Origin of the sequence: Kitasatospora cheerisanensis KCTC 2395, assembly GCF_000696185.1 — a bacterium.
In the GTDB taxonomy this organism is placed as follows: domain Bacteria; phylum Actinomycetota; class Actinomycetes; order Streptomycetales; family Streptomycetaceae; genus Kitasatospora; species Kitasatospora cheerisanensis.
Genome location: NZ_KK853997.1, coordinates 7,267,127 through 7,293,174, shown reverse-complemented (window position 1 = coordinate 7,293,174; position 26,048 = coordinate 7,267,127). Strand labels below are relative to the sequence as shown.

Genomic DNA, 26,048 nt, shown 5'->3' with positions numbered 1-26,048 from the left:
ACGCCCACCCCGCGGCCGCAAGTGCCGCTGCTGCGACTTCTACCACCGCCCCTGACCCCACCACCCCCTCACCACTCGGGCGCCGCCCCACCCACCCGAGGCGATCCCCCATGCCCTCCTGCCGCCAACCTCCCTGTCCCCCCATCGGACAAGCCCGGCATCGGCAAGACCCCTTCGCGGCACCCCTTCTCCCACCCAGGCGAGCCCCCATGCCCTCCATCACCCGACTCACCCACCCGGAGCACCCGTTGACCACCCGAACCACCCACGCCACCACCCCCGACGACAGCCACTGGAACACCACCGCACCACCCACCCACCACTGACCCCACCGCCTCCCGCACGTCCCACTCCTCCCATCCCAGGTGATCACCATGTCTTCCACCGCCCAACTCACCGTCGCCGGCCACCTGCTGGCGCTGCTCTCCGAGTCCGCCACCGAGCCCCGGCAGGATCTCCAGGTCGAGGCCCTCACCCTGGCTGTCGCCGCCGATCTCCCGGTCCTCCTGTGGGGAGAGCCAGGCATCGGAAAGACCGCCGCCCTGAACCAGCTCGCCGTCGAACTCGACCTGCCGCTCACCACGGTGATCGCCAGCGTGCACGAGCCGTCCGACTTCTCCGGCCTGCCGGTGATCGGGGCGGACCCGGCCACCCAGGGCGTGCCGCTCGCGCCGCCGGACTGGGCGGTGCGGCTGGTGCGGCAGGGCCGGGGGCTGCTGTTCCTCGACGAGCTGTCGACCGCTCCGCCCGCCGTACAGGCGGCCCTGCTGCGGCTCGTCCTGGAGCGCCGGATCGGCTCGCTCCAACTCCCGCCGGGAGTAAGGATCGTGGCGGCGGCCAACCCGCGCGCCTCGGCCGCCGACGGCTGGGAGCTGAGCGCGCCGCTGGCCAACCGCTTCGTTCACCTGGACTGGGTGCACGACCCGGAGGTGGTGGTGCGTGGTCTCGGCGGGGTGTGGCCGCGGGCCGAGCTGCCCGGCTGGACGCCGAACGGCTGCCCGACGCGGTCGGGTTCGCCCGCCGGGCGGTGTGCGATCTGCTGACCGTCCGGCCCGAGTTGACGCACCGGCTGCCGGCGGCCGAGACCCGGCGCGGCCGGGCCTGGCCGTCGCCGCGCAGCTGGGAGATGACGGTGCGGCTGCTTGCGTTCGGCTCGGCCGCCGGCTCGTCCCGCGAGGTGCTGTCGATGCTGGTGCGCGGCACGGTCGGTGACGGCCCGGGGGTCGAACTGCTGGCCGCCGTCGACCGGATGGACCTGCCCGCACCCGAGGACCTGCTCGCCGACCCGGACGCGGCCGTGCTGCCCGAGCGCGGCGACCTGCGGCAGGTCGCACTGGACGCCGTGGTCTCGGCCGTCCGCTCCCGGCCGACCCGGCAACGCTGGGACGCCGCCTGGACGTTGATGGCCCACGCGCTGCGGACCGGCAGCCCGGACGTGCTGGTGGTGCCCGTCACCACGCTCGTCTCGCTGCGGCAACCCGACTGGGAGGTACCGGCGTTGATCGAACGCTTCGAAGGCGCCCTGGAACTGTCCAGGCGCGCCGACCGCGCCGCCGCCCGGATCCCCGCCACCGCCCGGGCGGGCCGCCGATGACCATCCCCCCGAAGCACGCACAGCACTCGACAGTCGAACCGCCGAGGCCCGCAGCGCGGAAGCCCGGCCTCCCGAAGCCGAGCCGCCCGAAACCGGGTCCGCCCCGCCCAGGCCCGCCCCGGCGAAGCCGGACCAGCCGCCCCCGGTCGGGCCGCCGCTGGATCTGGCGAAGCTGTACGCGGCCCGCCTGCTGGCGGCCCGCGCCCGGCCGTACCTGGCCACCGCACTGTTCGCCATGCGGGTGGTCGAGTCGGCGCGGGTGCCGACCATGGCGGTGGACCGGTACTGGCGCTGCTACGTCTCGCCGTCGTTCGTCGCCGCCCGCTCGGAGGAGGTGCTCGCCTCGGTCTGGGTGCACGAGGTCTCCCACCTGCTGCGCGACCACGCCCGCCGGGCCGGCCGGGCGATGCGCAAGTACGGCTGGGACGGGGCGGGCGACCGCCTGCGGATCAACCTCGCGGCGGACTGCGAGATCAACGACGACGCGTTCGGCGACGGCCTGGTGCCGCCCAAGGACGCCGCCTACCCGGCCTCCCTCGGCCTGCCGCCGAACCTGCTGATGGAGGACTACCTGCCGATGTTCACCCTCGGCGCGCGCACCGAGCCGGTCACCTGGCTGGAGTGCGGCAGCGGCGCGGACGGCCTGGACCGGGAGTGGGAGCTCGGTCCGGGCGAGGCGCGGGCGCTGCGGGAGCACGAGCGCGACCTGGTTCGGTTCCGGGTCGCCGAGGGCATCCTCGGGCGGCCGGGCGACGCCCCGGCGGGGTGGCGGCGCTGGGCCCGGGAGGCGTTCCATCCGCCGCAGCCGTGGCGGGAGTTGCTGGGGGCGGCGGTCCGCTCGGCGGTGGCCGGGGCGGGTGCGGGCTCGGACTACACGTACGGCCGTCCGGCGCGCCGCGCCACCGCGCTGCCGGGGGTGGTGCTTCCCTCGCTGCGCCACCAACTGCCGCGGGTGGCGGTGGTGGTGGACACCTCCGGCTCGGTCGCCGAACAGGAGCTGGGCACCGCGCTGGTCGAGATCGCGGCGATCTCCCGCACGCTCGGCGGGCGGCGCGAGCTGCTCTCGGTGGTGTCCTGCGACGCCGCCGCCCAGCTGGTCCAACGGATCGGCGCCGAGGGCGGGTTGACGCTGGTCGGCGGCGGCGGCACCGATCTGCGGGAGGGCTTCGCGGCGGCGCTGCGACTGAACCCGCCCCCGGACGTGATGGTGGTCCTGACGGACGGTCAGACCGCGTGGCCGAGCCGCCGCCCGCCCTGCCGTACGGTGATCGGCCTGTTCCGCCGGCCGTCCACCGTCAGCGAGCACGATCCGGACTACCGGCCGGAGCTTCCTCCGGAGTGGGCGCACACGGTTCAACTGGGCTGAGACGCACCGGCGTTCAGGCGAGCCGGAAGTGCAGGGCGTCGCCGGGCCGGGCCTGCGCCGCCGCGCCGAGGTCCTCGCGGCGGACCACCGCGATGACGGGGTAGCCGCCGGTGACGGGGTGGTCGGCCAGGAACAGGATCGGCCGCCCGGTCGGCGGCACCTGGAGCGCCCCGCCGACCATGCCCTCGGAGGGGAGTTCGCCGCTCCGGGCGCGCTCCAGCGCGGGCCCGTCGAGGCGCATGCCGACCCGGTCGCTGTCGGGGGTGACGGTGTACGGCTCGGTGAGCAGGGTGTGCAGCGCGTCGGCGGTGAACCAGTCGTCGCGCGGTCCGGGCAGGACGTGCAGCACGGTGCGCGCGGCGGGGGCGGGCTGCGGGGCGAGATCGGCGGCGGGCCAGCCGGTGGCGGCGTCGCCGAGCGGCAGCAGTTGACCGGCCGTCAGCCGGCCGGGGCCGAGGCCGGCGATGGTGTCGGTGGCGCGGGAGCCGAGCACCGGGGGGACGTCCAGGCCGCCGCGGACGGCGAGGTAGACGCGCAGGCCGCGGGTGGGGGTGCCGAGGCGCAGCCGGGCGCCGGCGGGGACGCGCAGCGGGGTGCGGGTGCCGGCGGGGCGGGCGTCGATCCAGGCGGGCAGTCGGCGCCGGCGAGGGCGCAGGTGGTGGTGCGGGGGAAGGCGAGTTCGACGCCGCCCATGGGGGCTTCGATGCCGGCGGCGTCCTCGGGGTTGCCGACCAGCCGGTTGGCGAGCCGGAGCGCTTCGCGGTCGGCGGCGCCGGCCCGGCCGACGCCGAGCGCGGCCAGTCCGGGGCGCCCGAGGTCCTGCACGGTGGCGCCGAACCCGGCCCGGACGACCAGCAGTTCACCGCGGGTCACGGTCGGCCTCCCCGGTCTGTTCGACGAAGCGGACGGCGGTGCCGGGGCGCAGCCGGGTGGGCGGGTCGGCGGTGGCGTCCCAGAGGGTGAGGCCGGTGCTGCCGAGCAGGTGCCAGCCGCCGGGCGAGGGGCTGGGGTAGATGCCGGTGTACTCGTCGGCGACGGCGACGGCCCCGGCGGGCACCCTGGTGCGGGGTTCGGCCCGGCGGGGCAGGCGCAGCACCGGGTCGAGTCCGGTGAGGTAGGCGAAGCCGGGTGAGAATCCGCAGAACGCGACGCGGTAGTGCGCGGCGGTGTGACGTTCGATCACCTGGCGTTCCGTCAGTCCCGTGCGGCGGGCGACCTCGGCGAGGTCGGGTCCGTCGTAGCGGACGGGGATGTGGACGGTGTCGGCGGGTTCGTCGGCCGCGGCAGCGGTGAGCGGCAGTGCGGCGAGGGCGGTGCGCAGGCGCTGCGGGTCGGTGCTGCGGGGGTCGTAGCGGACCAGGACGGTGCGGGCGGCGGGGACGAGTTCGGTCACGCCGGTGGGTGGTGCGGTGCGCAGTGCACCGTGCAGTCGTTGGACCTGGTCGGCGGTGTCGACCTCGATCAGGACGGCGTCGCTCCCACACGGCAGTACTCGCACCCGGACCGTCCTGTTCCGTTCGACCGGCCGCTGCCGGGCCGTCCTCGGCCCAAGCTACCAAGTGGGCGGCGGGTGCGGTGCGTACGCCGTACACCGGAGTGCCGCGGCCGCCGCGGGCCGGTCCGTTGATTGCCGTCCGCGGCCCCCGACCGCTCGGTGTGCGGGGCCGCGGACGGTCCGCGCGGCGGAGGCCACGCTCCTCCGCCGCGGGCCGCCCGGTCAGGCCGGGGTCGCTGGGCGGGCGGCGGCTCGGCGCGCCTTCCGCTTGCTGAGGGGTTGGTCGGGCATCCAGCCGAAGGCGAGGGTGCTGCCGATCAGCCCGAGCAGCAGGCCGATGAAGAAGCCTCCGATGTTGGAGGTGATCCAGCTTCCGAGGGTCGCGAGGACAGCAACCATGGAGTAGAACAGCCGCTGGACGGGGTGGAAGATGAGGAGCAGGCCGCAGAGCACCATCAGGATCGGGATGATGTAGCCGGCCAGGCCGAGCAGTCCGATACGGATGACCATCCGCATCGGGGCCTTCTCGGTGAAGAGGATCTCGGCACCGGCCAGCGCGACCAGCAGGCCGCCCCAGAAGGGGCGGCGGTCGCGCCACCCGGCGAAGCCGGTTCGCGCGGCGGCGAGCGGCGGGGCGTCCGCGGCGGGGGCGCGGGGTTGGCGGGGTGCCAGGGGTTGGCGTGGTGCTCGGCGCCACCGGGGTGCTCGGCGCTGCCGGCGGCCCGGGGCCGGTGGGGTGCTCGGGGCCGGTGGGCCGGGCGGCCGCGGGGTGCTCGGCCGCCCGGTCCGGTGCCGAGTCGAACTCAGCAGCCATTGGCGCTGAAGCTGAGGTGCATGTTCGGCAGCCGGAAGGTTCCGGCGGTGGTGGCGTAGTTCTGCTGGCGGAAGTTGCTGACCGCCACGGTGTCGGCCTGCTGGCCGAACATTCCGGGCGGGCCGGCGACTCCGGCCTTGTCGTAGGTGCTGGCGTCGCGGCCGACCTCGATGTTGGAGAACTCGGCGTTGCCGCTCATCAGGTCGGAGTCGGTGCTGAGGTTCTCGGCGGTGACGGGGGTGCCGTTGTCGCCGGCCGTGATCAGCAGGTTGATGCCGCCCAGGTTGACGCTCTGGCAGAGCTTGGTCAGCGAGGCCTTCTTGACCACGGTCTGGATCAGGAACAGCTGGCCGCCGGTGTCCCCGGCGTTGGGGCTGTTCTCGATCATGTTGTCGAGGGTGCCGAACTGCTCGAACCCGCTGCCTTCCAGGCGGTCGGCGGTGACCTCGAAGGCCATGCCGGAGATGGCGAACTGGGTGGCGAGGACGTTCTGCGCGGTCAGGGTCACCAGGACGCCGGCGGTCACGCAGGCGGGTATCGCCATCAGTGCGGCTCGGCGCAGCCGGACCCGGCCGCGCCCGGTGGGGGGTGGCGGCGGGTTGTTCTGCGGAGTGGGCCATGTGCAGCTCCAGAGGGTTCGGTGGGGGATGCGCGGCTCGTCGGCAGTGAGTTCCTGGCGTGGACGGATGCGCCAACAGTCGTACGCAGGAGTGCAGTTGACGATCTTTCTCATACCTGCGAGCTGACTGGAAGTTACCCCGGGGTACATGGCGGGTCAATACTTCGCGCACCGTCCCCACACATCTGAACGACAGTCAATTCCTGTGACTGGTGGGGCATTTGAGGCGCCAGCGCATCCGAACTACGCTCACCGACCTGCCAACTTCCGCACGCCTTCTTGACGTTGCCATCGGGCCAGCCTAGAAATTTGCGGTGTACCCGGCGGTAACACGGCGCTGTCGGACGCAGCCCCGGGTTCCTCGTCACCCCGCCCGTCGGCGCCCTCCCGATCCGGGGCGTCGCGCCCCGGTACCACGGTCCGCCCCGGCGGCACGGTGGCAGTCGCGCGTCTTCGGCCCGGTCGCTCGTGGCGTCGAGCGGCCGGGCCGCTCGCCGAACACCCGTACGCCGCAACGCCGTTGGCGCGTCCCGAACGGGCCCGCCACCCCACCCCTTTTGCCGTGAGGAGTCCCCCCACCATGCGCCGCACCCCGCCGGACCACTCCGCCAGCCCCGACCGCACCGCCGACCGCGCCGGCTCCCGCCGGAAGCTCGGCCGCCTCGCCGTACCGGCCGCGCTGGCCGGCGCCGCGCTGCTGGCCGGCACCGTTCCGGCCTCCGCCGCCGCGCCCGGCGGGCCGTACACCGGCATGGGCAACTGCCCGCTGTCCGCGCCGGCCATGGCCGACCCGGCGAACCTCCAGGTCGGCTGCCTGGTGTCGGTGACCAACGGCGGGAAGTTCACCCTGGGCAGCACCGTGGTGCCGTTCAACTCGCCGATCAAGCTGCAGTTCGGCTTCTACTGGGACAAGTCCGCGCCCGAGGTGACCTTCCCGGACGGCACCACCGCCAACCAGTACCGGGTGGTGCCGCCGACCAACGCCCCGCTGATGAGCGCGCCGATGGTGGAGATCACCATCCCCGGCATCCAGAACTTCCTGCCCGGCATCACCAGCGTCTTCGCGCAGGTCGAACAGGCCGGCCCGGTCACCGCGTTCACGCCGATGGCCACCGGTGAGCCGTACCCCGTCTTCCAGCTGCCGATCAAACTGCACCTGTACAACGCCCTGTTCGGCCCGGACTGCTACGTCGGCTCGAACTCCGCGCCGCTGATCCTCAAGCCGACCACCGGCACCACCGCCCCGCCCGCGCCGGCCGCCCCATGACCGGCGACCCGGGGAGCATCGACTTCACCATGGACCCCAACGGCCACAACGCGCTGGTGATTTCGGAGAACAACGCCAACCTGGTCGACAACACCTTCAAGGTGCCCGGCGCCAACGGCTGCGGCCTGCTCGGCTCGCTCAACCAGATCATCAACTGGACCATGAACCTGCCCGCCGCACCCGGCAAGAATTCAGTGAGCTTCGCGCAGACCAACGCGAACTTCGTGCTGGACGACAACCTCGCCGACCTGACCGCCGCGCTGAGCGACAGCGCCGCGCACTGACCGCCGCGCCGGATACCGGCGCAGGCCCGCTGCCCGGGCGGTGACGCCGCGCCGCCGTGCCCCACCGGACGCTGACCCGTCCCGCGCGGCGCACCGCCCGATCCCCCACCGACTCGTGCCCGCCCCGCCGCGGGCGGGCACGCGCTCCGCACCGCCGGAGCCGCGCCCCGGCCATCGGCCGAGGGCCGCCCCCACCCACCGGATGCCCCACCCACCGGAAGGAACCCTCGTGCGCAACCGCCTCTTCGCCGGCGCCGCCGCCCTGGCCGCCGCCACCGCCCTGGTCGCCCTGCAGGCCGGCCCCGCCAGTGCCACCGTCAGCGGGCCCCTGCTCTACACGGACATCGGCGCCCCGGTCAACGTCGGCGACGCCCTCTCCGCCGACCTGGTCTCCGGCACCGTCGCGACCATGTACAGCACCCCGGCCGGCAGCACCGGCGTCAAGTGCACCGCCTCGCACATCGGCGGCAGCGTGGCCGCCAACCCGACCGTCAGCCCCACCGTCAGCGGCACCGCGTCCGGCCCGGTCACCACCCTGACCTTCTCCGGCTGCACCTCCAACGTGGTCGGCGTCACCGCCGTGAACAGCCTGACGATGGACAACCTGCCCTACACGCTGAGCATCAGCGACACGGCCGGCTACCCGGTCTCGCTCGCGCCCGCGGCGGGCAGCGTCATCCAGGCGACCGCCGTCCTCAAGACGCTGGCCGGCACCGCCACCTGCACCTTCCGCTCCTCCGCGGCGACGCTGAACGGCAACGCCACCAACACCCCGCCGCAGATCAGCCTGGTCAACCAGCCGCTCACCAAGTTCAGCGGCCCGAGCATCTGCTTCCCGACCGTGTACTTCACGGCGGCCTACGGCCCCGTCAAGGACACCAACAACGGCGGCACCGTCCTGGTCAACTGACGCCCCGCCACCGGCACTCCGGCGCCGCGCCCTCCCCGGGGCGCGGCGCTCCGCCCTGACGATACGTCAATTATTATGCTCCGACCGGCCGTTGGTGGTCCGTGCGCGCACGTGCACCCGCTCGCCCTGCGGGCCGAACAGGCTCAGGAACTCCACCGGCGTGGACCCCGCGTTGGTGAACACGTGCGGCGTGCGGGTGTCGAACTCGGCCGCCTCGCCCGCCTTCAGCACCACGTCGTGCTCGCCGAGCCGCAGCCGCAGCTGCCCCGACAGCACGTACAGCCACTCGTGGCCGTCATGGGTGCGCTGCTCGGCCTCCTCCCGCGCGCCCGGCGGGACGATCATCTTGTACGCCTGCATCCCGCCGAGGTTCCGGGCCAGCGGCAGGTACGTCCAGCCGTGCCGGACGAACGGGCGCAGCCGCACCCGCGGATCGCCCGTCGGCGGCGCGTCCACCAGCTCGTCCAGCGCCACCCCGTGCGCCCGGGCCAGCGGCAGCAGCAGCTCCAGGGTGGGCCGGCGGCCGCCCGACTCCAGCCGGGACAGCGTGCTCACCGAGATGCCGGTCTCCTCGCTGAGCTGCGCCAGCGTGGTGCCGCGCTGCTGCCGGATCGCCCGCAGCCGCGGCCCGACCGCGGTCAGCACCGCCTCGAAGTCCTCGTCCTCCGCGCCCATCCGCCACTCCTCACGCCCGGCTCCCGTTCGACTCTTCCATTTGCCACCTCAGCAACATTGTTTGTCAATCCGGCGACAGCGCCGCACCATCGAGCCATGACCACCACGCATCGCGATCCGCACCGCCACGAGCACCCGACCGAGCACCCGCACGAGCACGCCCGGCCGCACGCGCCGGCCCGCCACCACGACGTCCTGGTCGTCGGCGGCGGCGCCGCCGGGCTGAGCGGGGCGCTCGTGCTGGCCCGGGCCCGCCGCTCCGTCCTGGTCGTCGACGCCGGCCGGCCGCGCAACGCCCCCGCCGCGGGCATCCACGGCCTGCTCGGCCTGGAGGGCCTGCCGCCGGCCGAGCTGCTCGCCCGCGGCCGGGCCGAAGTCGCCTCGTACGGCGGCGAGTTCCACGAGGCCGAGGTGCGCGCCGTCACCCCGCAGCCGGACGGCGCCTTCCGCGCCGAACTGTCCGACGGCACCGCCGTGCACGCCCGGCGGCTGCTGCTGGCCACCGGCACCGTCGACGTGCTGCCCGAGGTCCCGGGCCTGGCCGAGCGCTGGGGCAGCCAGGTGCTGCACTGCCCGTACTGCCACGGCTGGGAGGTCCGCGACCGCCGGATCGCCGTGCTCGCCACCGAGCCGGCCGTCGCCGTCCACCAGGCGCTGCTGTGGCGCCAGTGGAGCTCCGACGTCGCGCTGCTCGCCCACACCGCCGCGCCGTTCACCGAGCAGCAGCGGCGCGAACTCGCCGCCCGCGGCGTGAGCGTGCACCCCGGCGAGGTGACCGCCGTGCTGCCCGCCGACGACGCCGCCGCCCTCACCGGCGTGCGGCTGGCCGACGGCACCGTGGTCGACTGCGACGCGCTCGCCGTCGGCACCGCGCTGACGGTGCGGGCCCCGTTCCTGGACGGCCTCGGCCTCGCCCCGGTCGACCTGGTCCACGACGGCGTCAAGCTCGCCGAGCGGATCGCCACCACCGGCCCGACCGGCGCCACCGAGGTCCCCGGCGTGTGGGCGGCCGGCAACCTGGCCGACCCGATGGCGCAGGTCGCCGTCGCCGTCGCGGACGGCCTGCGGGCCGGCGCCGCGATCAACGCCGACCTGGTCGCCGAGGAGACCCGGCTCGCCGTCGAGGCCGTCGAGTTCTGGGAGCGCCGCTACGGCGAGGGCGAGCAGATCTGGAGCGGCCGCCCGAACGCCTCGCTCACCCGCGAGGCCGCCGACCTCGCCCCCGGCCACGCCCTCGACCTGGGCTGCGGCGAGGGCGGCGACGCCATCTGGCTGGCCCAGCAGGGCTGGCAGGTCACCGCCGTCGACATCTCCCGGGTCGCCCTGGACCGGGCCGCCGCCCGGGCCGCCGTCGAAGGCGTCGCGGACCGGATCACCTGGCGGCGCACCGACCTGGCAAACGCTTTCCCGACCGGCTCCTACGACCTCGTCTCCGCCCAGTTCCTGCACTCCCCCGCCGAGTTCCCGCGCGAGCGGGTGCTGCGCCGCGCCGCCGCCGCGGTCGCCCCCGGCGGCACCCTGCTGATCGTCAGCCACGCCGCCTTCCCGGCCCGGCACGACCACCCGCACCCCGAGATGAACTTCCCGACCCCCGACGAGATGCTCTCCTCCCTCCAACTCGACCCCGACCTCTGGACGGTGGAGCGCGCCGAGGAGCACGCCCGGCACGACCACCCCGGGCACCCCGTCACCGACCCGGACGCCGCCCGCACCGCGACTCGACGCTCCGCCTGCACCGCAAGACCTGACCCCCGGGAGATGCTGACACTCAGTTCCCCTGCACCGAGACACTGAGGCCCCTCTCACTTCAATGAGGAGTGGATCCGTGGCACGGAGTGTGGTCTAGTGGGGGTACTGAGTTCCCTCCCGCGTGAAAGGACGAGGCGGCCGTGAGCTTGAGGATCGTTGTCTGTGTGAAGTACGTGCCCGACGCGACCGGTGACCGTCGCTTCGCGGACGATGCCACCACCGACCGGGAGGGCGTGGACGGCCTCCTGTCGGAGCTGGACGAGTACGGCGTCGAGCAGGCGCTGCGGATCGCGGAGGCGAACGACGGCGCCGAGGTGACGGTGCTGACGGTCGGGCCGGACGACGCGAAGGACGCGCTGCGCAAGGCGCTGTCGATGGGCGCGGACAAGGCCGTGCACGTCAACGACGACGACATCCACGGCTCGGACGTGATCGGCACGTCGGCGGTCCTCGCGGCGGCGCTGGAGAAGACCGGCTACGACCTGGTGGTGTGCGGCATGGCCTCCACCGACGGCACGATGGGCGTGCTGCCGGCGCTGCTGGCCGAGCGCCTGGGCGTGGCGCAGGCGACGCTGCTGTCGGAGGTGTCGGTGGCCGGGGGTGTGGTGTCGGGTCGTCGGGACGGCGATGCGGCGACGGAGCTGGTCGAGGCGGCGCTGCCGGCGGTGGTGTCGGTGACCGACCAGTCGGGTGAGGCGCGTTACCCGTCGTTCAAGGGCATCATGGCGGCGAAGAAGAAGCCGGTGCAGTCGCTGGACCTGGACGATCTGGGCATCGACGCCGGTGCGGTGGGTCTGGCCGGGGCGTGGACGAAGGTCGCGGAGATCACCGCGCGTCCGGCCCGCACGCAGGGCCAGGTCGTGACCGACGAGGGCGAGGGCGGCAAGCAGCTCGCCGCGTACCTCGCCGAGCAGAAGTTCATCTGACGGGCCGCCAGGAACCATCGAAGGGTTTGGAGTTAGTCAATGAGTGAGATCCTGGTCCTGGTCGACCACGCCGACGGCGCGGTGCGCAAGCCCGCGCTGGAGCTGCTGACGCTGGCCCGCCGCCTGGGCGCCCCCTCCGCGGTGGTGCTGGGCGCCGGCGACGCCGCCGCCGCGATCGCCGCGAAGGCCGCCGAGTTCGGTGCGGAGAAGGTCTACGTCGCCGACGGCGAGGAGTTCGCCACCCGCCTCGTCGTTCCCAAGGTCGACGCCCTCACCCAGATCGCGAAGGCCGCGGGCGCGGCCGCGGTGCTGGTCACCTCCGGCGGCGAGGGCAAGGAGGTCGCCGCCCGCACCGCCCTGCGCCTGGGGTCGGGCATCATCACCGACGCCGTCGACGTCGAGGCCGGTGCGGACGGCCCGGTCGCCACGCAGTCGGTGTTCGCCGCGTCCTACCAGGTGAAGTCGGCCGTCACCACCGGCGCGCCGGTCATCACCGTCAAGCCGAACAGCGTCGCCCCCGAGGCCGCCCCCGCCGCCGGCGCGGTCGAGAACGTGACCGTGGCGTTCACCGGCAACGCCGCGACCGTCACCTCCCGCACGCCGCGGGTGTCCACCGGCCGCCCCGAGCTGACCGAGGCCGCCATCGTGGTCTCCGGCGGCCGCGGCGTCGGCGCCGCCGACGGCTTCTCCGTGGTCGAGGACCTCGCCGACGCCCTCGGCGCCGCCGTCGGCGCCTCCCGCGCCGCGGTCGACGCCGGCTGGTACCCCCACACCAACCAGGTCGGCCAGACCGGCAAGCAGGTCTCCCCGCAGCTCTACATCGCCGCGGGCATCTCCGGCGCCATCCAGCACCGCGCCGGCATGCAGACCTCCAAGACCATCGTCGCCGTCAACAAGGACCCCGAAGCCCCCATCTTCGAACTCGTCGACTACGGCGTCGTCGGAGACCTCTTCAACGTCCTCCCCCAGCTCACCGACCAGGTGAAGGCCGGCTGACACCCCGTCACCAGCTGCTCGGAAGGGCGCGACCGCTGCGGTCGCGCCCTTCCGGCGTTCCCGCGTCCGGACGCCCGCGCTTGCGCCTCCCCCACCACAATCGTCTACAGTCACGTAGACGGTCTACTTTCCTGTAGACGCAGAGCGCCCTCCGGAGGCCACGCCGTGTACGCCCACTCCGCCCTGCTGGCGGTCAACCCGCTCGACGCGTCCTCCCTGCTCGCGGCGTTCGGCGCGCTCGGCATCGCCGCCGTCCTGTTCGCCGAGACCGGACTGCTGATCGGCTTCTTCCTGCCCGGCGACTCCCTGCTGTTCACCGCCGGCCTGCTCTGCACCCCCGGCCAGCACTCCGGCCCGCACCTGAACCTGCCGCAGGTCCTCGCCGCCGCCGTCGTCGGTGCCCTCGCCGGGGCCCAGGTCGGCCACCTGCTCGGCCGCAAGGGCGGCCGAGCCCTGCTGGAACGTTCCCGCAACCGCCGCCTGCACGAGGGCGCCCAGCGCGCCGAGGAACTGCTCGCCCGCTACGGCCACGCCAAGGCGATCACGCTGGCCCGCTTCGTCCCCGTGGTCCGCACCGTCCTCAACCCGCTGGCCGGCGCCCTCGGCGTCCCCACCCGCACCTTCGCCCTCTGGCAGGCCGTCGGCGGCCTGGTCTGGACCGTCGGCCTGATCCTCGCCGGGTACGCCCTCGGCTCCACGATCCCCAGCGTCGACCACTACCTGCTCCCCGCCATCGCGGTCATCGTGGCGCTCTCGCTGCTCCCGCTCGTCCTCGAGTTCCGCCGCACCCGCGCCGCCCGGCACTGAGCACCCCGGCGCACGCAGAACCGCCCGCCGCCGACGGATCGTCGGCGGCGGGCGGTTCTGCGCTGTACGGCGGTGTACGGCGGTGTACGGCGGCGTGTCAGCGGACCACGTCGAAGACCTGCTTCTGCACGCCGTTGCGGTACACCGCGTGCTCGACCAGCTCCAGCTTCTGCGCGTCCTTGTCGGTCGCGCTGAACAGCCGCTTGCCGGCCCCGAGCAGCAGCGGGAAGACCAGCAGGTGGTAACGGTCGATCAGGCCCGCGTCGGACAGCGCCCGGTTCAGACTGGCGCTGCCGTGCACGATGATCGGGCCGCCGTCGGTCTCCTTCAGCGCGGCGACCTCGTCGAGCGAACGCAGGATGGTGGTCTCGCCCCAGTTGGAGACCAGCCGGTCCTCGGTGAGCGTGGTCGAGACGACGTACTTCGGCACCGTCCGGTAGTGCGCGAACTCCGCCATGTCCGGCCAGACCGGGCTGAACGCCTCGTAGCTGACCCGGCCCATCAGGATCGCGGTCGACTCCGCCTGCTCGCGCTCCTTCAGCTCGAACGCCTCGGGCACGAACTCGACGTCCTTGAACGTCCAGCCGGAGTTGCGGTAGCCGGGCTCGCCGCCCGGGGCCTCCACGACGCCGTCGAGCGAGACGAAGGCCGTGCTGATCAGGGTGCGCATGGTGGTGCTCTCCTCGGTGTGCGGGTGTGACGGCGTACGGATGTGACGGTGTGCGGGTGTGTGGCGGTGTACGGGTGGTGTCTTCAGTGCGTGGCCGGTGCGGCGGTCGGCGCGGGGCCGGGTCAGGCCAGGACTCCGGCCAGCCAACTCGCCCAGCCGGCCTCGGCGTCCGGGCCGGCCGGGGCCCCGCTGTCGAACAGGTGGTGGAACATCAGCACCAGGCCGGGAGCCTGATGGAAGGTGAACAGCCCGTCCCCGGTGCGGACTTCGAAGCGCTCCTCGTCGGCCCACGTCACCTCGCCGGCCAGCGGCGGCAGCCCCGCCGGCTCGGCCTGCGCCCGGGCCCCGACCGTGACGGCGGCCGGCAACGACAGTCCGCCGGCCAGCGCCGCCCGCACCTCCTGGCCGGGCCGCTCGCCGGTCTGCGCCATCGCGAAGACCGGCCGGCCGGTGCGCCCGGGGAAGTGCGCCAGGTACTCGCGCAGCGTGTGCAGGTGGAACGGCCAGCCGCGACGCAGCGCGTCGTACTCGTCCTCCCAGTCGTCGCCGAGCATGCCGCTGTGGACGACGCGCAGCACCGTGCTGCCGCCCCCGCGGCCCTCGATCAGGTACTCGAAGGCCATGAACCGGCCGTCGGCCGCGGTGCCGGTGCGGGTGGCGAAGCGCTTGCCGGGCTCGTACGCCGTGATCAGCGCCTCCTCCCGGTTGCCGCCGACGTCCATCGCGGCGGCGCCGCCCTCGCGCGGCTCGACCTCGTTGCGGCCCATGAACCACGACTCGATGCCGGGCCCGGTGGCGATCGCCTCCCAGACCTGCTCGGGGTCGGCCGGCAGGACGATCTCCTGCGTGATCTCGAAGGGGTGCGTCATCGGGGGTTCTCCTGTGCTTCGTCGGTTCCGGGCCGGTCCGGCGGGTCGGGGATCTGGTGCAGGCCGACCACCACCCGGTGCCGGCGGCCCTGCGGCGCGGATTCGTCGTGGTACCGGCCGACCAGCGCCGCCACGGTCTGCGAGAGTTCCTCGGCGAAGGCGGCCCGGTCGGCGGCGGAGGCGAACCGCACCTCCGCGTCGATCCCGAAGCTCGCCACCCGCCGGCCGGCCTGCGCCGCGCCCGTCAGCAGCGAGCCGACCTCCTGCACCAGCCGGGCCCCGAGCGCCAGCAGCCACCGCGCCGAGAGCTGATCGGGCGACCGCGCCGGATCCGGGCTGACCGCGGCCAGCGCGCTCGGCGAGATCACGTAGGACGCCGCCGTGGCGCGGTAGACCCGCTCCGTGACGTTGCCCTTCCTCCGCTCCTCGGCGAGCTCGACCAGGCCGTGCCGCTCCAGCTCCTTCAAGTGGTAGTTGACCTTCTGCCGGGGCAGCCCCAACCGCCCGGCCAGCATCGCGGCCGAGCCGGGCTCCGCGAGGGCGGCGAGAATCCGCGACCGTATCGGATCCAACGACGATTCGGCTGCGGCGGGCTCTTCGATCACTGCGACGTCCAGCACCTCTCCACCTCCGGTTCCCGGCGCCCCCGGCGTCTCCGGGTGTGCTTCCAGCATCGCGCCGACCGGTTTTCCTGTCAAGACAAATTTTCTTGTCGGTGGACTACTGGGTTGCCCACTGACTGCCCGCAGCACGACACTCGACCGCCGCATCGACGCGAACCCCCGCAACCACCCGCCCAGCCCGCCTCCGCACTGCGCTGGACGCCCACCTGGACTTCGTGGTCATCCCCGATGATGGGCGGATCGACGGAAAGCGCACCCCTGGTCGGCCGACGGCCTGCCCACATGGCTGGTCACCGACGCGCCTCCGCAGGGCGAGCACCTGTACGCCCCCTTCAACCTCAGCCTTCGCCCTGGACGTCCCCCACGACCTCGCCGCAAAAGTGCGCCAGCGCCGCGCCTGGCGGCGCCCGACCCAACTGCCGGGCCGACCTCAACGGCGTACGCACGCCGGACTATGATCGTCCACCAACCGACGCACAGCCTGGGGGAACCGTGACGCCGACCGCACCGACCACGCCCTTCGATGCCAACGAGCGCACCGCCTGGGCCGGGCGGGCCGAGGACTACGCGGCGACCTTCGGGCGGCTCTGCGCACACACGGTGCCCGAACTCCTGGACGCCGCCGAGGTGTTCGGCGGCACCCGACTGCTGGACGTGGGCACCGGCCCGGGCACCGTCGCCGCGGCGGCCTGCGACCTGGGCGCGGACGTGCACGCGGTGGACGCCGAGCCGAGCATGGTCGACCTCGCCCGCCGCGCCGCGCCGTCCGCGCGCGTCGAGCTTGCGGTGCTGCCCGAACTCCCCTTCCCGGACGCCGGGTTCGACGTGGTGGTAGCAAACTTCGTGCTCAACCACGTCGGCCGTCCACTGCTCGCCCTCGCCGAACTGCGCCGCGTGCTGCGGCCGGGCGGGCGGCTCGCGCTGACCATCTGGTCCGGCACGCCGGGCGCCGGACAGGCCCTGATCCCCAGTGCGCTCCAGGCCGCCGGCGCCGTCCGCCCGCCGCACCTGGGCCCGCTCGACCCCGCCGACGACTTCCCCCGCACCCCGGACGGGCTGGCCGCCCTCCTCACCACCGCCGGCCTCCAGAGCGCGACTTGCCGCACTGTCACCTGGGACCACCACGCCACCGCCGACACCTGGTGGTCCGGCCCGGCCTCCGGCGTCGCCACCATCGGCCTCACCCTGCTCGCCCAGACCCCCGCCATCCAGTCCGAGGCCCGCCGCCACTACGACCGCCTCGCCACCGCCTTCCACACCCCGAACGGCACCCTCGCCCTCCCCCACACCGCCCTACTCGCCACAGCCACCCGCTGACCCGGCCCCCCACATCGGCGAAGCCGCGCCACCGTTTCGATCTCCCTCCCGGCCCCCTCGAACGCCTCCCCCAGCGGTTGAACCCCTCCGCCGCGGCATGCCCCAGGGCGTACATCACCCGCCCGCTATCACAACGACGAACTGCCGACCGCAGAGTTCGCGGTCGCCACCCGCAGGCCGCCCGTCACCAGTCGCACGGGGCGATCCCGCGCCACCGTCCCTATCTTGCTACCGGCCTCCTCGAACGCCTCCCCCAACCGGTAGAACTCCTCCGCCGCGGCATGCGTCAGGACGTACAACTCCCCCAACCCGCTCACCCGCCCGCAGTCGCAACGGCGAGCTGCCGCCCGCAGAGCCCGCGTTCGCCACCCGCAGGCCGCCCACCACCCGTCACCAGTCGCGCGGCGCGATCAACTCCTCCCCGTCCGCGTCGGCGAAGCCGTACGCCGCCGCGACGAACGCGAAGTCAGCGCCGATCACCTCCCGCGCCACCGTCTCGATCTCGCTGCCGGCCTCCTCGAACGCCTCCCCCAGCCGGTTGAACTCCTCCGTCGCGGCATGCGTCAGCGCGTACAACTCCCCCAGCCCGGAGGGACGTTCGGCCTCGATCCGCTCGCACAGCGTGCGCAGCACCGCGGCCCCCTGCGCGACCAGCTGCCGGGGGTAGTACGCGTCCCCGGCCATCTCCCGCAGGAACTCGTACCCTGCCGTGCGCTCGTTCGTGATCGCCACCCGGCCGCTCCGTCCACTCGAACTCGAACTCGAAGGTCAACGGTGCCGATCATCGCCGCCGGCACCGACAGACCGCCGCGCGGGGGTTCAGGTGGCCGGGACGGGGCCGTGCAGGAGTTCGTCGATCTCGCGGCGCGGGGTGGCTGCGCCGGGCGGGCCGTAGCCGACGCGGAGGACCACCTGGACGGTGCCGACGCCGGACTCGGGGTTGCGCAAGCGCCAGCGGGTCTCGGGGAGTTCGACGGCCTGGTGCAGGACGGAGACCCGCAGGCCGTGCGCGGTGGCGACCAGCCACACGCGTTCCATGGCCTGTCCGGCGCGCAGCCAGTCGGCCGCCGTGTCGCCGCGGGTGGCGATGGTCAGCAACTGCGGGAGCGCTTCGAAGCGTTGCGAGCCGGCGGGTCCACGCCCGGTGAAGTCCCGCATGGGGACGCGCGCTTCGTGGTCCTGCGGGCCGAGCGCCGCGACCGGGATGCCGTCCGCGGCGGGCTCGCCGCGCAGCCAACTGCCGGTCTCCGCAAGGCGGGCGGCGTCCGCGACGATCCGCGCCTCGGCCTCGGCGATCAGGGCGAGGACGCGGCGCGCCTCGGCCTCCTCCAGCGGGTCGAGCACGGTGTCCTCGGCGGCGGCGGCCGCGATCAGTTCGCCGATCACCGCCTCGGGGACGTCGCGGTTGTTGAACGGCTCCCGGCTGGAGTGGCGCAGCGCGATCGCGTCGGCCAACTCGGCGGTCTCGTCCGGGACTCCGCGTGGGCCGAAGTGCACCACGGCGACCGGGGAGCCCTCCTCGGCGGGGCCGGGCAGCAGTTCCAGTTCGTCCACCGGCAGGCCCTGCCGGGCGGCGGCGACCCGGAGGTTGAACAGGGCCGCGCCGACCGAGAGCAGCATGCCGCGGCCCTCCGGGTCGGCCAGCGGCACCGCCCGGCCCGGGTCCGCGAACACCAGGACGCCGTGGCCGTCGTCGGCCGCCCGGAACTGCCAGGGCTGGGTGTTGTGCAGTGAGGGCGCGGCCCCGGCCGCCGCCACCAACACCCGCAGTTCCTGCACGCTCAGCGTTGCGCCCGGTCCGCCCCTCGCACCAGCCGTCGACTCGGCCATCGCGGATCACTCCTCGCCGCATCCTCGTCGGATGGCACGTGTCCCCGCGTGCGGTTCCACGTGTCCCTGTGCTTGAGCGTGCGCCTCGGCGGGGCCGCTGCGGTAGGGCCCAAAGGCCCGCTCCGGGCGACCTCCGCCCCTTTCGCGGACGGGTGGGGCCGCCGGAACCGGGGCCCGCCGACCGCCCGCCGCGCTCAGGCGGTCGCGGTGCGCCGGACGAACACCTCCAGCCGGGCCGCGTCCAGCGCGGTCGCCACCGCGCCCAGCAGCACCGCGTCCTCGCCGAGCGTGCTGGCCACCAGCCGGGGCCGCAGTGTGCAGGTGCGGTGCAGCGCGTCCTCCAGCGGCGGCAGCAGCAGGTCGGCGCTGCGGCCGAGGCCGCCGCCCAGCACGAGCAGTTCGGGGTCGGCGACGGCCGCCACCATGGCGACGGCGAAGGCGAGTTGCTGCGCGTGCCGGACGATCGCCGCCCGCGCGGCGGGGTCGCCGGCCCGGGCGGCCTCGCAGACCTGCTCGGCGGTGGTGACGCTGCTCAGTCCGAGCCGCCAGGCCTCGCCGACCACGGCGTCCGCCGCCACCACCTGCTCCAGCCTGAGACTCTGACATTCCGTCATGAGCGCCTCGGGATGCGGGAGTTGCAGCATGCCGATCTCCCCGGCCGCGCCGTGCGCCCCGGTCCACAGTTCACCGTCGCGCACCAGGCCGACGCCGACGCCCGTCCCGACCAGCAGGTAGGCGAAGACCGAACTGCCCGCGCCCGCACCGTAGGTGTACTCGCCGAGCGCCGCGAGGTTGGCATCGTTGCCGACCTGGACGGGCATGCCGAGGCCGTCCGCGATCCGGTCGAACAGGCCGGGCCGGGCCCAGCCGGGCAGGTGCGCGGCGTGCCGCATCACGCGGTGGCGCTCGTCCCACACGCCGGGGCTGCCGATCACCGCCCGCACCACGCCGTCCACGGGGCCGTCGCCGCCGAGTCCGGCGTCGGCGAGGGTGTCGCGGGCGGTGGCGACCAGCGCGTCCGCGACGGAGGCGCCGGTCCGGCCGCGGTTGGGGACGTCCGCCGGGCGACCACCCGGCCGGCCAGGTCGGCGACGGCGACCCGCAGCCGGGCCCGGCCGACGTCCATCCCCAGCACGTGCCCGGCGCCCGCGTCGGCCCGGTACAGGACGGCGGTGCGGCCCGGTCGGGGGCCAGCGTGCCGGCCTCGCGGACCAGTCCGGCGGTCTCCAGCGAGCCCAGCGCAGCGGACACGGTGGGCTTCGACAGGCCGGTGTCCCGGGCGAGTTGGGCCCGCGAGGACGGGCCGCCGGTGCGCAGCAGTTCCAGCAGCAGCCACTCGTTGTTGCTGCGCAGCCGCTGCCGGTTCCACCGTGCGGGCTCCGGGGGCACGCCGGTCGGCTGTCTCCGGACGGCGGGCATCGCATGCGGGTGGGTCACGGTTCCTCTTCTCCGGTCGGACAGTCCGCCCGCCCCCGCCGGCAACACCGCCACACTCACTGTCGTGCACGTCCAGGTCGTCACACCTGCGCCAGCACCCCACCGGTGCACCGGCACGCCGACCGGCCCGGTCGACGCCGGCCCCGTCCGCGCGCAGGCGCCCGGGTGGACGGCGACGCGTTCGCGCCGATGCCCGCCGGGGCGTCGACGCGGCCGCCCGGTGCCGGCCCGCTCCCGGCACCCGCGGCACGGTGATGGTACCGACACCTGCCGTCACTGCTGACGTACCGTACGGTTCATGGAATTCCGTCACCTGGGCCGCAGCGGCCTGATCGTCAGTGAGATCGCCTACGGCAATTGGCTCACCCATGGCTCGCAGGTCGAGGAGGAGACCGCGGCCGCCTGCATCCGGGCCGCCCTCGACGCGGGCATCACCACCTTCGACACGGCCGACGTGTACGCGGAGACCCGCGCCGAGTCGGTCCTCGGCCGGGCCCTCAAGGGCGAGCGCCGTGAGGGGCTGGAGATCCTCACCAAGGTGTTCTGGCCGACCGGCCCCGGCCGCAACGACCGCGGGCTGGGCCGCAAGCACGTCATGGAGTCGATCGACAACTCGCTGCGCCGCCTGCAGACCGACTACGTCGACGTCTACCAGGCGCACCGCTACGACCCGTCGACTCCGCTGGAGGAGACCATGGAGGCGTTCGCCGACGTGGTCCGCTCCGGCAAGGCGCTGTACATCGGCGTGTCCGAGTGGACCGCCGACCAGATCCGGGCCGGCCACGCGCTCGCCCGCGAGCTGCGCGTCCCGTTCGTCTCCAACCAGCCGCAGTACAGCGCGCTGTGGCGGGTCATCGAGGGCGAAGTCGTGCCGGTGTCCGAGGAGTTGGGCCTCGGCCAGGTGGTCTGGTCGCCGATCGCGCAGGGTGTGCTCACCGGCAAGTACCGGCCGGGCGTGGAGCCGCCGGCCGGCTCCCGCGCCACCGACGACAAGGGCGGCGCGAACTTCGTCGCCCGCTGGCTGCGCGACGACGTGCTGGAGCGCGTCCAGCTGCTGCGCCCGCTCGCCGACCAGGCGGGGCTCTCGCTCGCCCAACTGGCCGTCGCCTGGGTGCTGCAGAACCCCAACGTGTCGGCCGCGATCATCGGCGCCTCCCGGCCCGAGCAGGTCACCGAGAACGTCAAGGCCGCCGGCGTGAAGCTGGAGCCGGAACTGCTCGCCAGGATGGACGAGATCCTCGCCCCCGTGGCCGTGTTCGACCCGGCGATGACCGCGGAGAACGCCCCAAGGCGCGCCCCTGACCCCGCCCCGACACCCCGCCGGGCGGCGCCGCGTACCTGCGCGGCGCCGCCCGGCGCTCGGGTCCGACGCCCGGTCCGGCACTCGGTCCCGGCGCTCGGTTCCGACACTCGGTTCCGGCTCCGGCTCCGGTCAGGAGGTGAGCTCGCCGCCGATTCCCGCGCCGGGCAGACCGGTTGGCGGCGCGTCCGCCGCCGGCAGGTCCTGCTGGGCCCAGATGGTCTTGCCGTGCCGGGCGAACCGGGTGCCCCAGCGCTGCGCCAACTGCCCGATGATGAACAGTCCGCGGCCGCCCTCGTCGGTGCTCTTGGCGCGACGCAGGTGCGGGGTGCTGTCCGAGCTGTCCGACACCTCGCAGATCAGTCCCTGGTCGCGGATCAGCCGGAGCCGGATCGGCGGCTTGCCGTACCGGATCGCGTTGGTCACCAGCTCGCTGACGATCAGGTCGGTGGCGAACTCCAGGTCCGTCAACCCCCAGGCGGCGAGCTGGTGTTCGGCCAGCCGACGGGCGGTGCGCACCACCGCCGGGTCGTCGGGCAGCGTCCACACCGCGACCTGCTCGTCGGGCAGCGCGCGGGTGCGCGCCAGCAGCAGCACCGCGTCCTCCCGCTGGCGTTCGGGCAGCAGCGCGTACACCACCCGGTCGCACAGGTCGCGCAACTGCTCCTCGCCGGCCCGGGCCAGCGACCGTTCCAGCACCCCGCGCCGCTCCACCGGACCGTCCGCCGCCGGCTCCCGGCCGTCCTTGCGGCGGGCCCGGCCGGACATCAGCCCGTCGGTGTACAGCGCCAGCACGCTGCCCGGCTCCAGTTCGACCGTGGCAGTCTCGTAGCAGCTGTCGCCGCAGCCCAGCGGCAGCGCCGCTTCGACCGGGAACGGCAGCGGCATGCCGTCCGGGCCGACCAGCACCGGGCCGTGGTGCCCGGCGGACGCGCCGGTGCAGGTCCGCGCGATCGGGTCGTACACCAGGTACAGGCAGGACGCGAGACCGTCCGGCAGCCCGTCCGCGCCGGGCGGCAGGCTGCCGCGCTGCTCGTCGGTCAGCACCCGCGCCGCCTCGTCCAGCCGCACCAGCAGTTCGTCCGGCGGCAGGTCCTGCACCGCCAAGGTGCGCAGCGCGGTGCGGAGTTGGCCCATCAGCGCGGCGGCCTCGATGCCGTTGCCGGTGACGCTGCCGATCGCCAGGCCGACCCGGGCGGCGGACAGCGGGACGATGTCGTACCAGTCGCCGCCGGGTCCGACCACGCCCGGCAGGTAGACCTGCGCGGTCTCCACGGCGCTCAGCTCGGACGGTTCCCTGGGCAGCAGTTGGCGTTGCAGCGTGGTCGCGATCGAGCGTTCGCGCGCGTAGCTGCGGGCCTTGTCGATGGAGAGCGCGCCGCGTTCGGCGAGTTCGACCGCCAGTTCCAGGTCGGCCTCCTCGAACGGTTCCGGCCGCCGGCTGCGGTACAGCGCGAGCAGGCCGAGCACCGCGTCGTGCACCACCAGCGGCGCGACGATCATCGAGTGGACGCCGAGTTCGGCCAGCCGCCCGGCCCGTTCCGGGTCGGCGGCCAGCCAGTCCTGGTTGCTGCCCAGCCGCCGCACCAGCCGCGCCCGCGCGTCGTCCAGCACCTGGCTGTACGGCGTGGGAACCGCGTACGTGGACAGTTCGCCGTACGGGATCGGGCCGCGGTCGCCGGCGGGCCGGCCGTGGCCGCGGACGGCCCGGTAGGCGTAGCGGCGCAGCGGGGCGGCCGGGTCGACCGGGGCGGGGCGGGGCGGCAGTCCGCGCAGCGGTTCGTCGAGCAGGTCGACGGTGGCGATGTCGGCGAGGCGCGGGACGGCGACGTCGGCGAGTTCCTGGGCGGAGCCGACGGCGTCGAGGGAGGCGCCGATCTGCCGGTGCGCGGTGTGCAGGATGTCGAGGCGGTCGAGGGCGGCCTGCCGTTCGGTGACGTCCTCGACGGCGGCGACCAAGTGGCGCCGGCCGTCCTCGGTGACGATCCGGAAGTAGGAGACGGCGCCGATCAGGTCGCGGCAGGGGTCGGTGGGGGTGCGGCCGCGGACCAGGTGGCCGCGGATCCACTCGCCGTCCTGGAGTGCCTGCCGGGCGAGCGTTTCGAGTTCGGCGTCGTCGAAGCCGGGGGCGAAGTCGCAGCGGCGGCCGCCGATCTCGCGTCCGGCGCGGCTTTCGCCGGCCTGCGCGGCGGCGTTGTGGCGCACCACCCGGAGGTCCTCGTCGAGCAGGTAGAGGGCGACCGGGGTCTGCTCGAACAGCGAGTCGAGCAGGGCCGCGTCCACGGTCGGGTCGGCGCCGCCGTGGCCGGGGGTGCGGCGTCGTTCGGGTTCGGCTGCGGGGCGGTTCTCGGCGGGCGTGCGGTCCGTGCGGTCCGTGCTGTCCATGCCGTCCTTCCGCTCCGGGTGGCCCGGCTTCGGCTCGCCGTCGGTGGTGCTCATGGGCGCCTGCCTTCCGCCGGGCCCGCCGGGGTGGGGCGGAACGCGATCATGGCGATGTCGTCGCGGACGTCGGCGACCCGGCCGGTCAGGTGTTCGCACAGCTCGGCGAGCGGGCGGTGGCGGGCCTGGGCGGCGGCTTCGCAGAGCCGGGCGATGCCCTCGTTGAGGTGTTCGCCGGGGACTTCGACCAGGCCGTCGGTGTAGAACAGCAGCGTCTCTCCGGGGCCGACCGGGTCGCGGTGGGTGACCCGGGGGCGGCCGGGGTCGACGCACAGCGGGACGTCGGCGTCCTCGGCGACCAGCAGCCGGGGCGGGCCGGTGACGGGGACCAGGACGGGCGGCGGGTGGCCGGCGTTGCTCCACTCGACCTCCCAGCCGCCGTCCGCGCCGTGCCGGGTGAGCCGGGCGTGCACGGCGGTGGCGAAGCTGCCGACGCCGAGTCCTTCGGCGGCGGTGTCGAGTTCGCGCAGCGTGTCGGCGGGGGTGTGGCCGTGCGGGCGGGTGTAGGCGATGGAGCGGAGCATGGCGCGCAGCTGGCCCATGGTGGTGGCCGCGGCCAGGTCGTGGCCGGCGACGTCGCCGATGGTCATGGCGAGCGAGCCGTCGGGAAGGGTGAAGGCGTCGTACCAGTCGCCGCCGACCTCGACGTTGCGGCTGCCCGGCCGGTAGCGGGCGGCGAGGTCGGCGCCGCCGATCCGGGGCGGGGTGGTGAGCATGGCGCGTTGCAGGACGACGGCGGCGTGCCGGGCGCGTTGCAGGGCGAGCGCCTGGCGCAGCGGTGCCTGGGCGCGTTGCAGGACTTCGTGCTGGAGGTCGACGTCGGCGGGGCCGGGCGGGGGTGCGCCTTCGCAGTTGGCGGTGGCGGCGAGGGCGACCACGGCGCCGTCGACGACGATCGGCAGCAGGGTGAGGCTGGTGGCGCCGGCGCGGCGCAGCCAGCGGGCGGAGATCTCCGGGAGGGTACCGGCGGGGACGTCGCCGAGGGTGAAGCCGATCACGATGGGGGTGCGGTCGGAAACCGCTTTCCGGGCGCGTCCGCCGAGCGTGAAGGTCTGCCGGTTGATGGGCGGCAGCGGGGGCAGTCCGGGGCGGGCGACGGAGGCGATCCGGGTGGCGACGACCTCGCCGCCGGCGGCGTCGGGCTCGCGCAGCAGGTAGACGGCGCAGACGTCGGTGAGGTCGGGGACGACGGTGGTGGCGAGGGCGGCGAAGGCGTCCTCGGGGCGTTCGGCCTCGGTGACGGCGCCGGCCCGGGCGAGCAGCCGTTCGCGCAGGCGGTTGCGCCACTGGTCCTCGATGTCGGCGGTGGTGCCGATCCATTCGGCGGGCCCGCCGTCGCGGACGATGGGCACGGCGCGGGCCCGGACGTGCCGGTAGCCGCCGTCCGCGCTGCGCACCCGGAAGATGTGTTCGAACGCGGTGGGCAGGTCGCGCGCGGCCTCGGCCCAGCGGGCGGCGACCTGGTCACGGTCCTGGGGGTGGACGACCTCCAGCCAGCCGGAGCCGACCGCCTCGGGGAAGGGCTGACCGGTGAGGGCCTCCCAGCCGGGGACGAGTTCGCCGGCGCTGCCGTCGGCGTGGACGAGCCACACCATCTGGGCGGCGGCGGCCATCAGGGCCTCGTAGCGGCGCAGGGCCTGCCCGCGTTCCGCGGACAGGCGTTCGGCCTCGTGGGCGGAGTGCAGTTCGGCGGTGGTGTCGATGGCGGCGGCGAGGATGCCGGGGCCGTCCCGGGTGGTGGCGGGCGAGCAGGAGTAGACGAAGTGCCGGTGGACGGTCGCCCCGTCCGGGCAGCCGAGGGTGCGCGGGGCGGTGACCTGCCGGGCGGTGCCGTCGGCGAGGACGGCGTCCAGGGTGGCGACGAAACGTTCGGCGCCCGGCTCCGTGAACACCTCACGGGCCGGGACGCCGAGGGGGCGTTCGCCGAACAGGTCGCGGAACGCGTCGTTGTAGTAGACCAGCCGGTGGTCGTGTCCGGTGGTCAGCGCGATCGCCACGATGGCGCGGTCGAACACCTCGGGGGTCAGCTGTGTTTCCGGCACCCCGCCGGTCCTCCTCCCA

22 protein-coding genes and 4 pseudogenes are annotated in these 26,048 nt (G+C 74.4%); 11 read left to right on the top strand and 15 right to left on the bottom strand.

Annotation, left to right across the window (positions count from 1 at the left end; translation table 11 throughout):
* Positions 1–374: 374 nt before the first annotated feature.
* Both KCH_RS32815 and KCH_RS32810 read left to right on the top strand, forming a co-directional pair.
* Positions 375–1,594: pseudogene (locus tag KCH_RS32815) on the top strand (AAA family ATPase).
* A gap of 157 nt (positions 1,595–1,751) precedes the next feature.
* Positions 1,752–2,960, top strand: coding sequence for a vWA domain-containing protein (locus KCH_RS32810; protein WP_035869217.1), 1,209 nt, complete (start codon positions 1,752–1,754; stop codon positions 2,958–2,960).
* 13 nt (positions 2,961–2,973) lie between these two features.
* Here the strand turns inward: KCH_RS32810 and KCH_RS32805 are convergent.
* The 4 genes and pseudogenes from KCH_RS32805 to KCH_RS32790 all read right to left on the bottom strand — a co-directional run bounded on the left by KCH_RS32805 (position 2,974) and on the right by KCH_RS32790 (position 5,795).
* Positions 2,974–3,833: pseudogene (locus KCH_RS32805) on the bottom strand (5-oxoprolinase subunit C family protein).
* Positions 3,820–4,458: a 5-oxoprolinase subunit B family protein gene (locus tag KCH_RS32800; protein ID WP_035869214.1), complete on the bottom strand. Its 639-nt coding sequence runs from the start codon at positions 4,456–4,458 to the stop codon at positions 3,820–3,822. The pseudogene KCH_RS32805 and the gene KCH_RS32800 overlap by 14 nt, the downstream one beginning before the upstream one ends.
* 219 nt (positions 4,459–4,677) lie before the next feature.
* A complete protein-coding gene (locus KCH_RS32795; protein WP_084224056.1) occupies positions 4,678–5,127 on the bottom strand; it encodes a DUF6114 domain-containing protein in 450 nt (149 codons plus the stop codon).
* Positions 5,128–5,258: 131 nt separating this feature from the next.
* Positions 5,259–5,795: a DUF6230 family protein gene (locus tag KCH_RS32790; RefSeq protein ID WP_425268858.1), complete on the bottom strand. Its 537-nt coding sequence runs from the start codon at positions 5,793–5,795 to the stop codon at positions 5,259–5,261.
* Between the two features lie 673 nt (positions 5,796–6,468).
* Between KCH_RS32790 and KCH_RS41880 the strand changes: the two genes are divergently transcribed.
* The 3 genes from KCH_RS41880 to KCH_RS32775 all read left to right on the top strand — a co-directional run bounded on the left by KCH_RS41880 (position 6,469) and on the right by KCH_RS32775 (position 8,349).
* Positions 6,469–7,155, top strand: coding sequence for a hypothetical protein (locus KCH_RS41880; protein WP_035869212.1), 687 nt, complete (start codon positions 6,469–6,471; stop codon positions 7,153–7,155).
* On the top strand, positions 7,152–7,439 hold the full coding sequence (locus tag KCH_RS41875; RefSeq protein WP_035869209.1) for a hypothetical protein: 288 nt from the start codon (positions 7,152–7,154) through the stop codon (positions 7,437–7,439). The genes KCH_RS41880 and KCH_RS41875 overlap by 4 nt, the downstream gene beginning before the upstream one ends.
* Positions 7,440–7,668: 229 nt before the next feature.
* Positions 7,669–8,349 (top strand): hypothetical protein, encoded by a 681-nt coding sequence (locus tag KCH_RS32775; protein WP_051653706.1) that lies wholly within the window; start codon positions 7,669–7,671, stop codon positions 8,347–8,349.
* 66 nt (positions 8,350–8,415) lie between these two features.
* Here the strand turns inward: KCH_RS32775 and KCH_RS32770 are convergent, their stop codons facing one another.
* Positions 8,416–9,024 carry a helix-turn-helix domain-containing protein gene (locus KCH_RS32770; RefSeq protein ID WP_035869206.1) on the bottom strand — a complete coding sequence of 203 codons (609 nt, stop codon included), beginning with the start codon at positions 9,022–9,024 and terminating at the stop codon, positions 8,416–8,418.
* Positions 9,025–9,120: 96 nt separating this feature from the next.
* Between KCH_RS32770 and KCH_RS32765 the strand changes: the two genes are divergently transcribed.
* From KCH_RS32765 to KCH_RS32750, 4 genes are all read left to right on the top strand, one after another.
* Positions 9,121–10,818 carry an FAD-dependent oxidoreductase gene (locus KCH_RS32765; protein WP_063750216.1) on the top strand — a complete coding sequence of 566 codons (1,698 nt, stop codon included), beginning with the start codon at positions 9,121–9,123 and terminating at the stop codon, positions 10,816–10,818.
* A gap of 95 nt (positions 10,819–10,913) precedes the next feature.
* Complete coding sequence (locus KCH_RS32760; RefSeq protein WP_425268744.1) at positions 10,914–11,699, top strand: electron transfer flavoprotein subunit beta/FixA family protein; 786 nt, start codon at positions 10,914–10,916, stop codon at positions 11,697–11,699.
* A gap of 39 nt (positions 11,700–11,738) precedes the next feature.
* Complete coding sequence (locus KCH_RS32755; RefSeq protein ID WP_035869203.1) at positions 11,739–12,695, top strand: electron transfer flavoprotein subunit alpha/FixB family protein; 957 nt, start codon at positions 11,739–11,741, stop codon at positions 12,693–12,695.
* Positions 12,696–12,860: 165 nt separating this feature from the next.
* Complete coding sequence (locus KCH_RS32750) at positions 12,861–13,502, top strand: DedA family protein (RefSeq protein WP_035869200.1); 642 nt, start codon at positions 12,861–12,863, stop codon at positions 13,500–13,502.
* A 97-nt stretch (positions 13,503–13,599) separates the two neighbouring features.
* Here the strand turns inward: KCH_RS32750 and KCH_RS32745 are convergent, their stop codons facing one another.
* From KCH_RS32745 to KCH_RS32735, 3 genes are all read right to left on the bottom strand, one after another.
* Positions 13,600–14,172, bottom strand: a complete 573-nt coding sequence (locus KCH_RS32745) for a dihydrofolate reductase family protein (RefSeq protein ID WP_035869197.1) — start codon at positions 14,170–14,172, stop codon at positions 13,600–13,602.
* Between the two features lie 122 nt (positions 14,173–14,294).
* The gene (locus KCH_RS32740; RefSeq protein WP_035869194.1) at positions 14,295–15,041 is read right to left on the bottom strand and encodes an SRPBCC family protein; all 747 of its coding nucleotides are present in this window, start codon (positions 15,039–15,041) and stop codon (positions 14,295–14,297) included.
* Entirely contained in the window at positions 15,038–15,661 is a 624-nt protein-coding gene (locus tag KCH_RS32735) for an ArsR/SmtB family transcription factor (RefSeq protein ID WP_035869190.1), read from the bottom strand. The genes KCH_RS32740 and KCH_RS32735 overlap by 4 nt, the downstream gene beginning before the upstream one ends.
* Before the next feature lie 495 nt (positions 15,662–16,156).
* On the opposite strand from KCH_RS32735, the gene KCH_RS32730 reads away from it, so the two are divergent.
* The gene (locus KCH_RS32730; protein WP_035869187.1) at positions 16,157–16,981 is read left to right on the top strand and encodes a class I SAM-dependent methyltransferase; all 825 of its coding nucleotides are present in this window, start codon (positions 16,157–16,159) and stop codon (positions 16,979–16,981) included.
* A 128-nt stretch (positions 16,982–17,109) separates the two neighbouring features.
* Here the strand turns inward: KCH_RS32730 and KCH_RS46295 are convergent, their stop codons facing one another.
* The 5 genes and pseudogenes from KCH_RS46295 to KCH_RS46800 all read right to left on the bottom strand — a co-directional run.
* Positions 17,110–17,334 (bottom strand): DUF5713 family protein, encoded by a 225-nt coding sequence (locus KCH_RS46295; protein ID WP_425268923.1) that lies wholly within the window; start codon positions 17,332–17,334, stop codon positions 17,110–17,112.
* Positions 17,335–17,371: 37 nt separating this feature from the next.
* Complete coding sequence (locus KCH_RS32720; RefSeq protein WP_035869170.1) at positions 17,372–17,713, bottom strand: DUF5713 family protein; 342 nt, start codon at positions 17,711–17,713, stop codon at positions 17,372–17,374.
* Positions 17,714–17,800: 87 nt separating this feature from the next.
* Positions 17,801–18,811: an Acg family FMN-binding oxidoreductase gene (locus KCH_RS32715; protein ID WP_051653705.1), complete on the bottom strand. Its 1,011-nt coding sequence runs from the start codon at positions 18,809–18,811 to the stop codon at positions 17,801–17,803.
* 194 nt (positions 18,812–19,005) lie between these two features.
* Entirely contained in the window at positions 19,006–19,767 is a 762-nt protein-coding gene (locus KCH_RS46805; RefSeq protein WP_341865443.1) for an ROK family protein, read from the bottom strand.
* Positions 19,768–20,071: 304 nt separating this feature from the next.
* Positions 20,072–20,230: pseudogene (locus KCH_RS46800) on the bottom strand (hypothetical protein); the annotation flags it as partial.
* A gap of 316 nt (positions 20,231–20,546) precedes the next feature.
* Here KCH_RS46800 and KCH_RS40365 point away from each other — a divergent pair.
* Positions 20,547–21,524: pseudogene (locus tag KCH_RS40365) on the top strand (aldo/keto reductase family protein); the annotation flags it as partial.
* Positions 21,525–21,680: 156 nt separating this feature from the next.
* Here KCH_RS40365 and KCH_RS32695 read toward each other — a convergent pair.
* Together KCH_RS32695 and KCH_RS32690 are read right to left on the bottom strand one after the other, a co-directional pair.
* A complete protein-coding gene (locus tag KCH_RS32695; protein ID WP_244305534.1) occupies positions 21,681–23,987 on the bottom strand; it encodes an ATP-binding SpoIIE family protein phosphatase in 2,307 nt (768 codons plus the stop codon).
* Positions 23,984–26,029, bottom strand: coding sequence for a SpoIIE family protein phosphatase (locus KCH_RS32690; protein WP_051653704.1), 2,046 nt, complete (start codon positions 26,027–26,029; stop codon positions 23,984–23,986). Before KCH_RS32690 ends, KCH_RS32695 begins: the two co-directional genes overlap by 4 nt.
* Between the last annotated feature and the right edge of the window lie 19 nt (positions 26,030–26,048).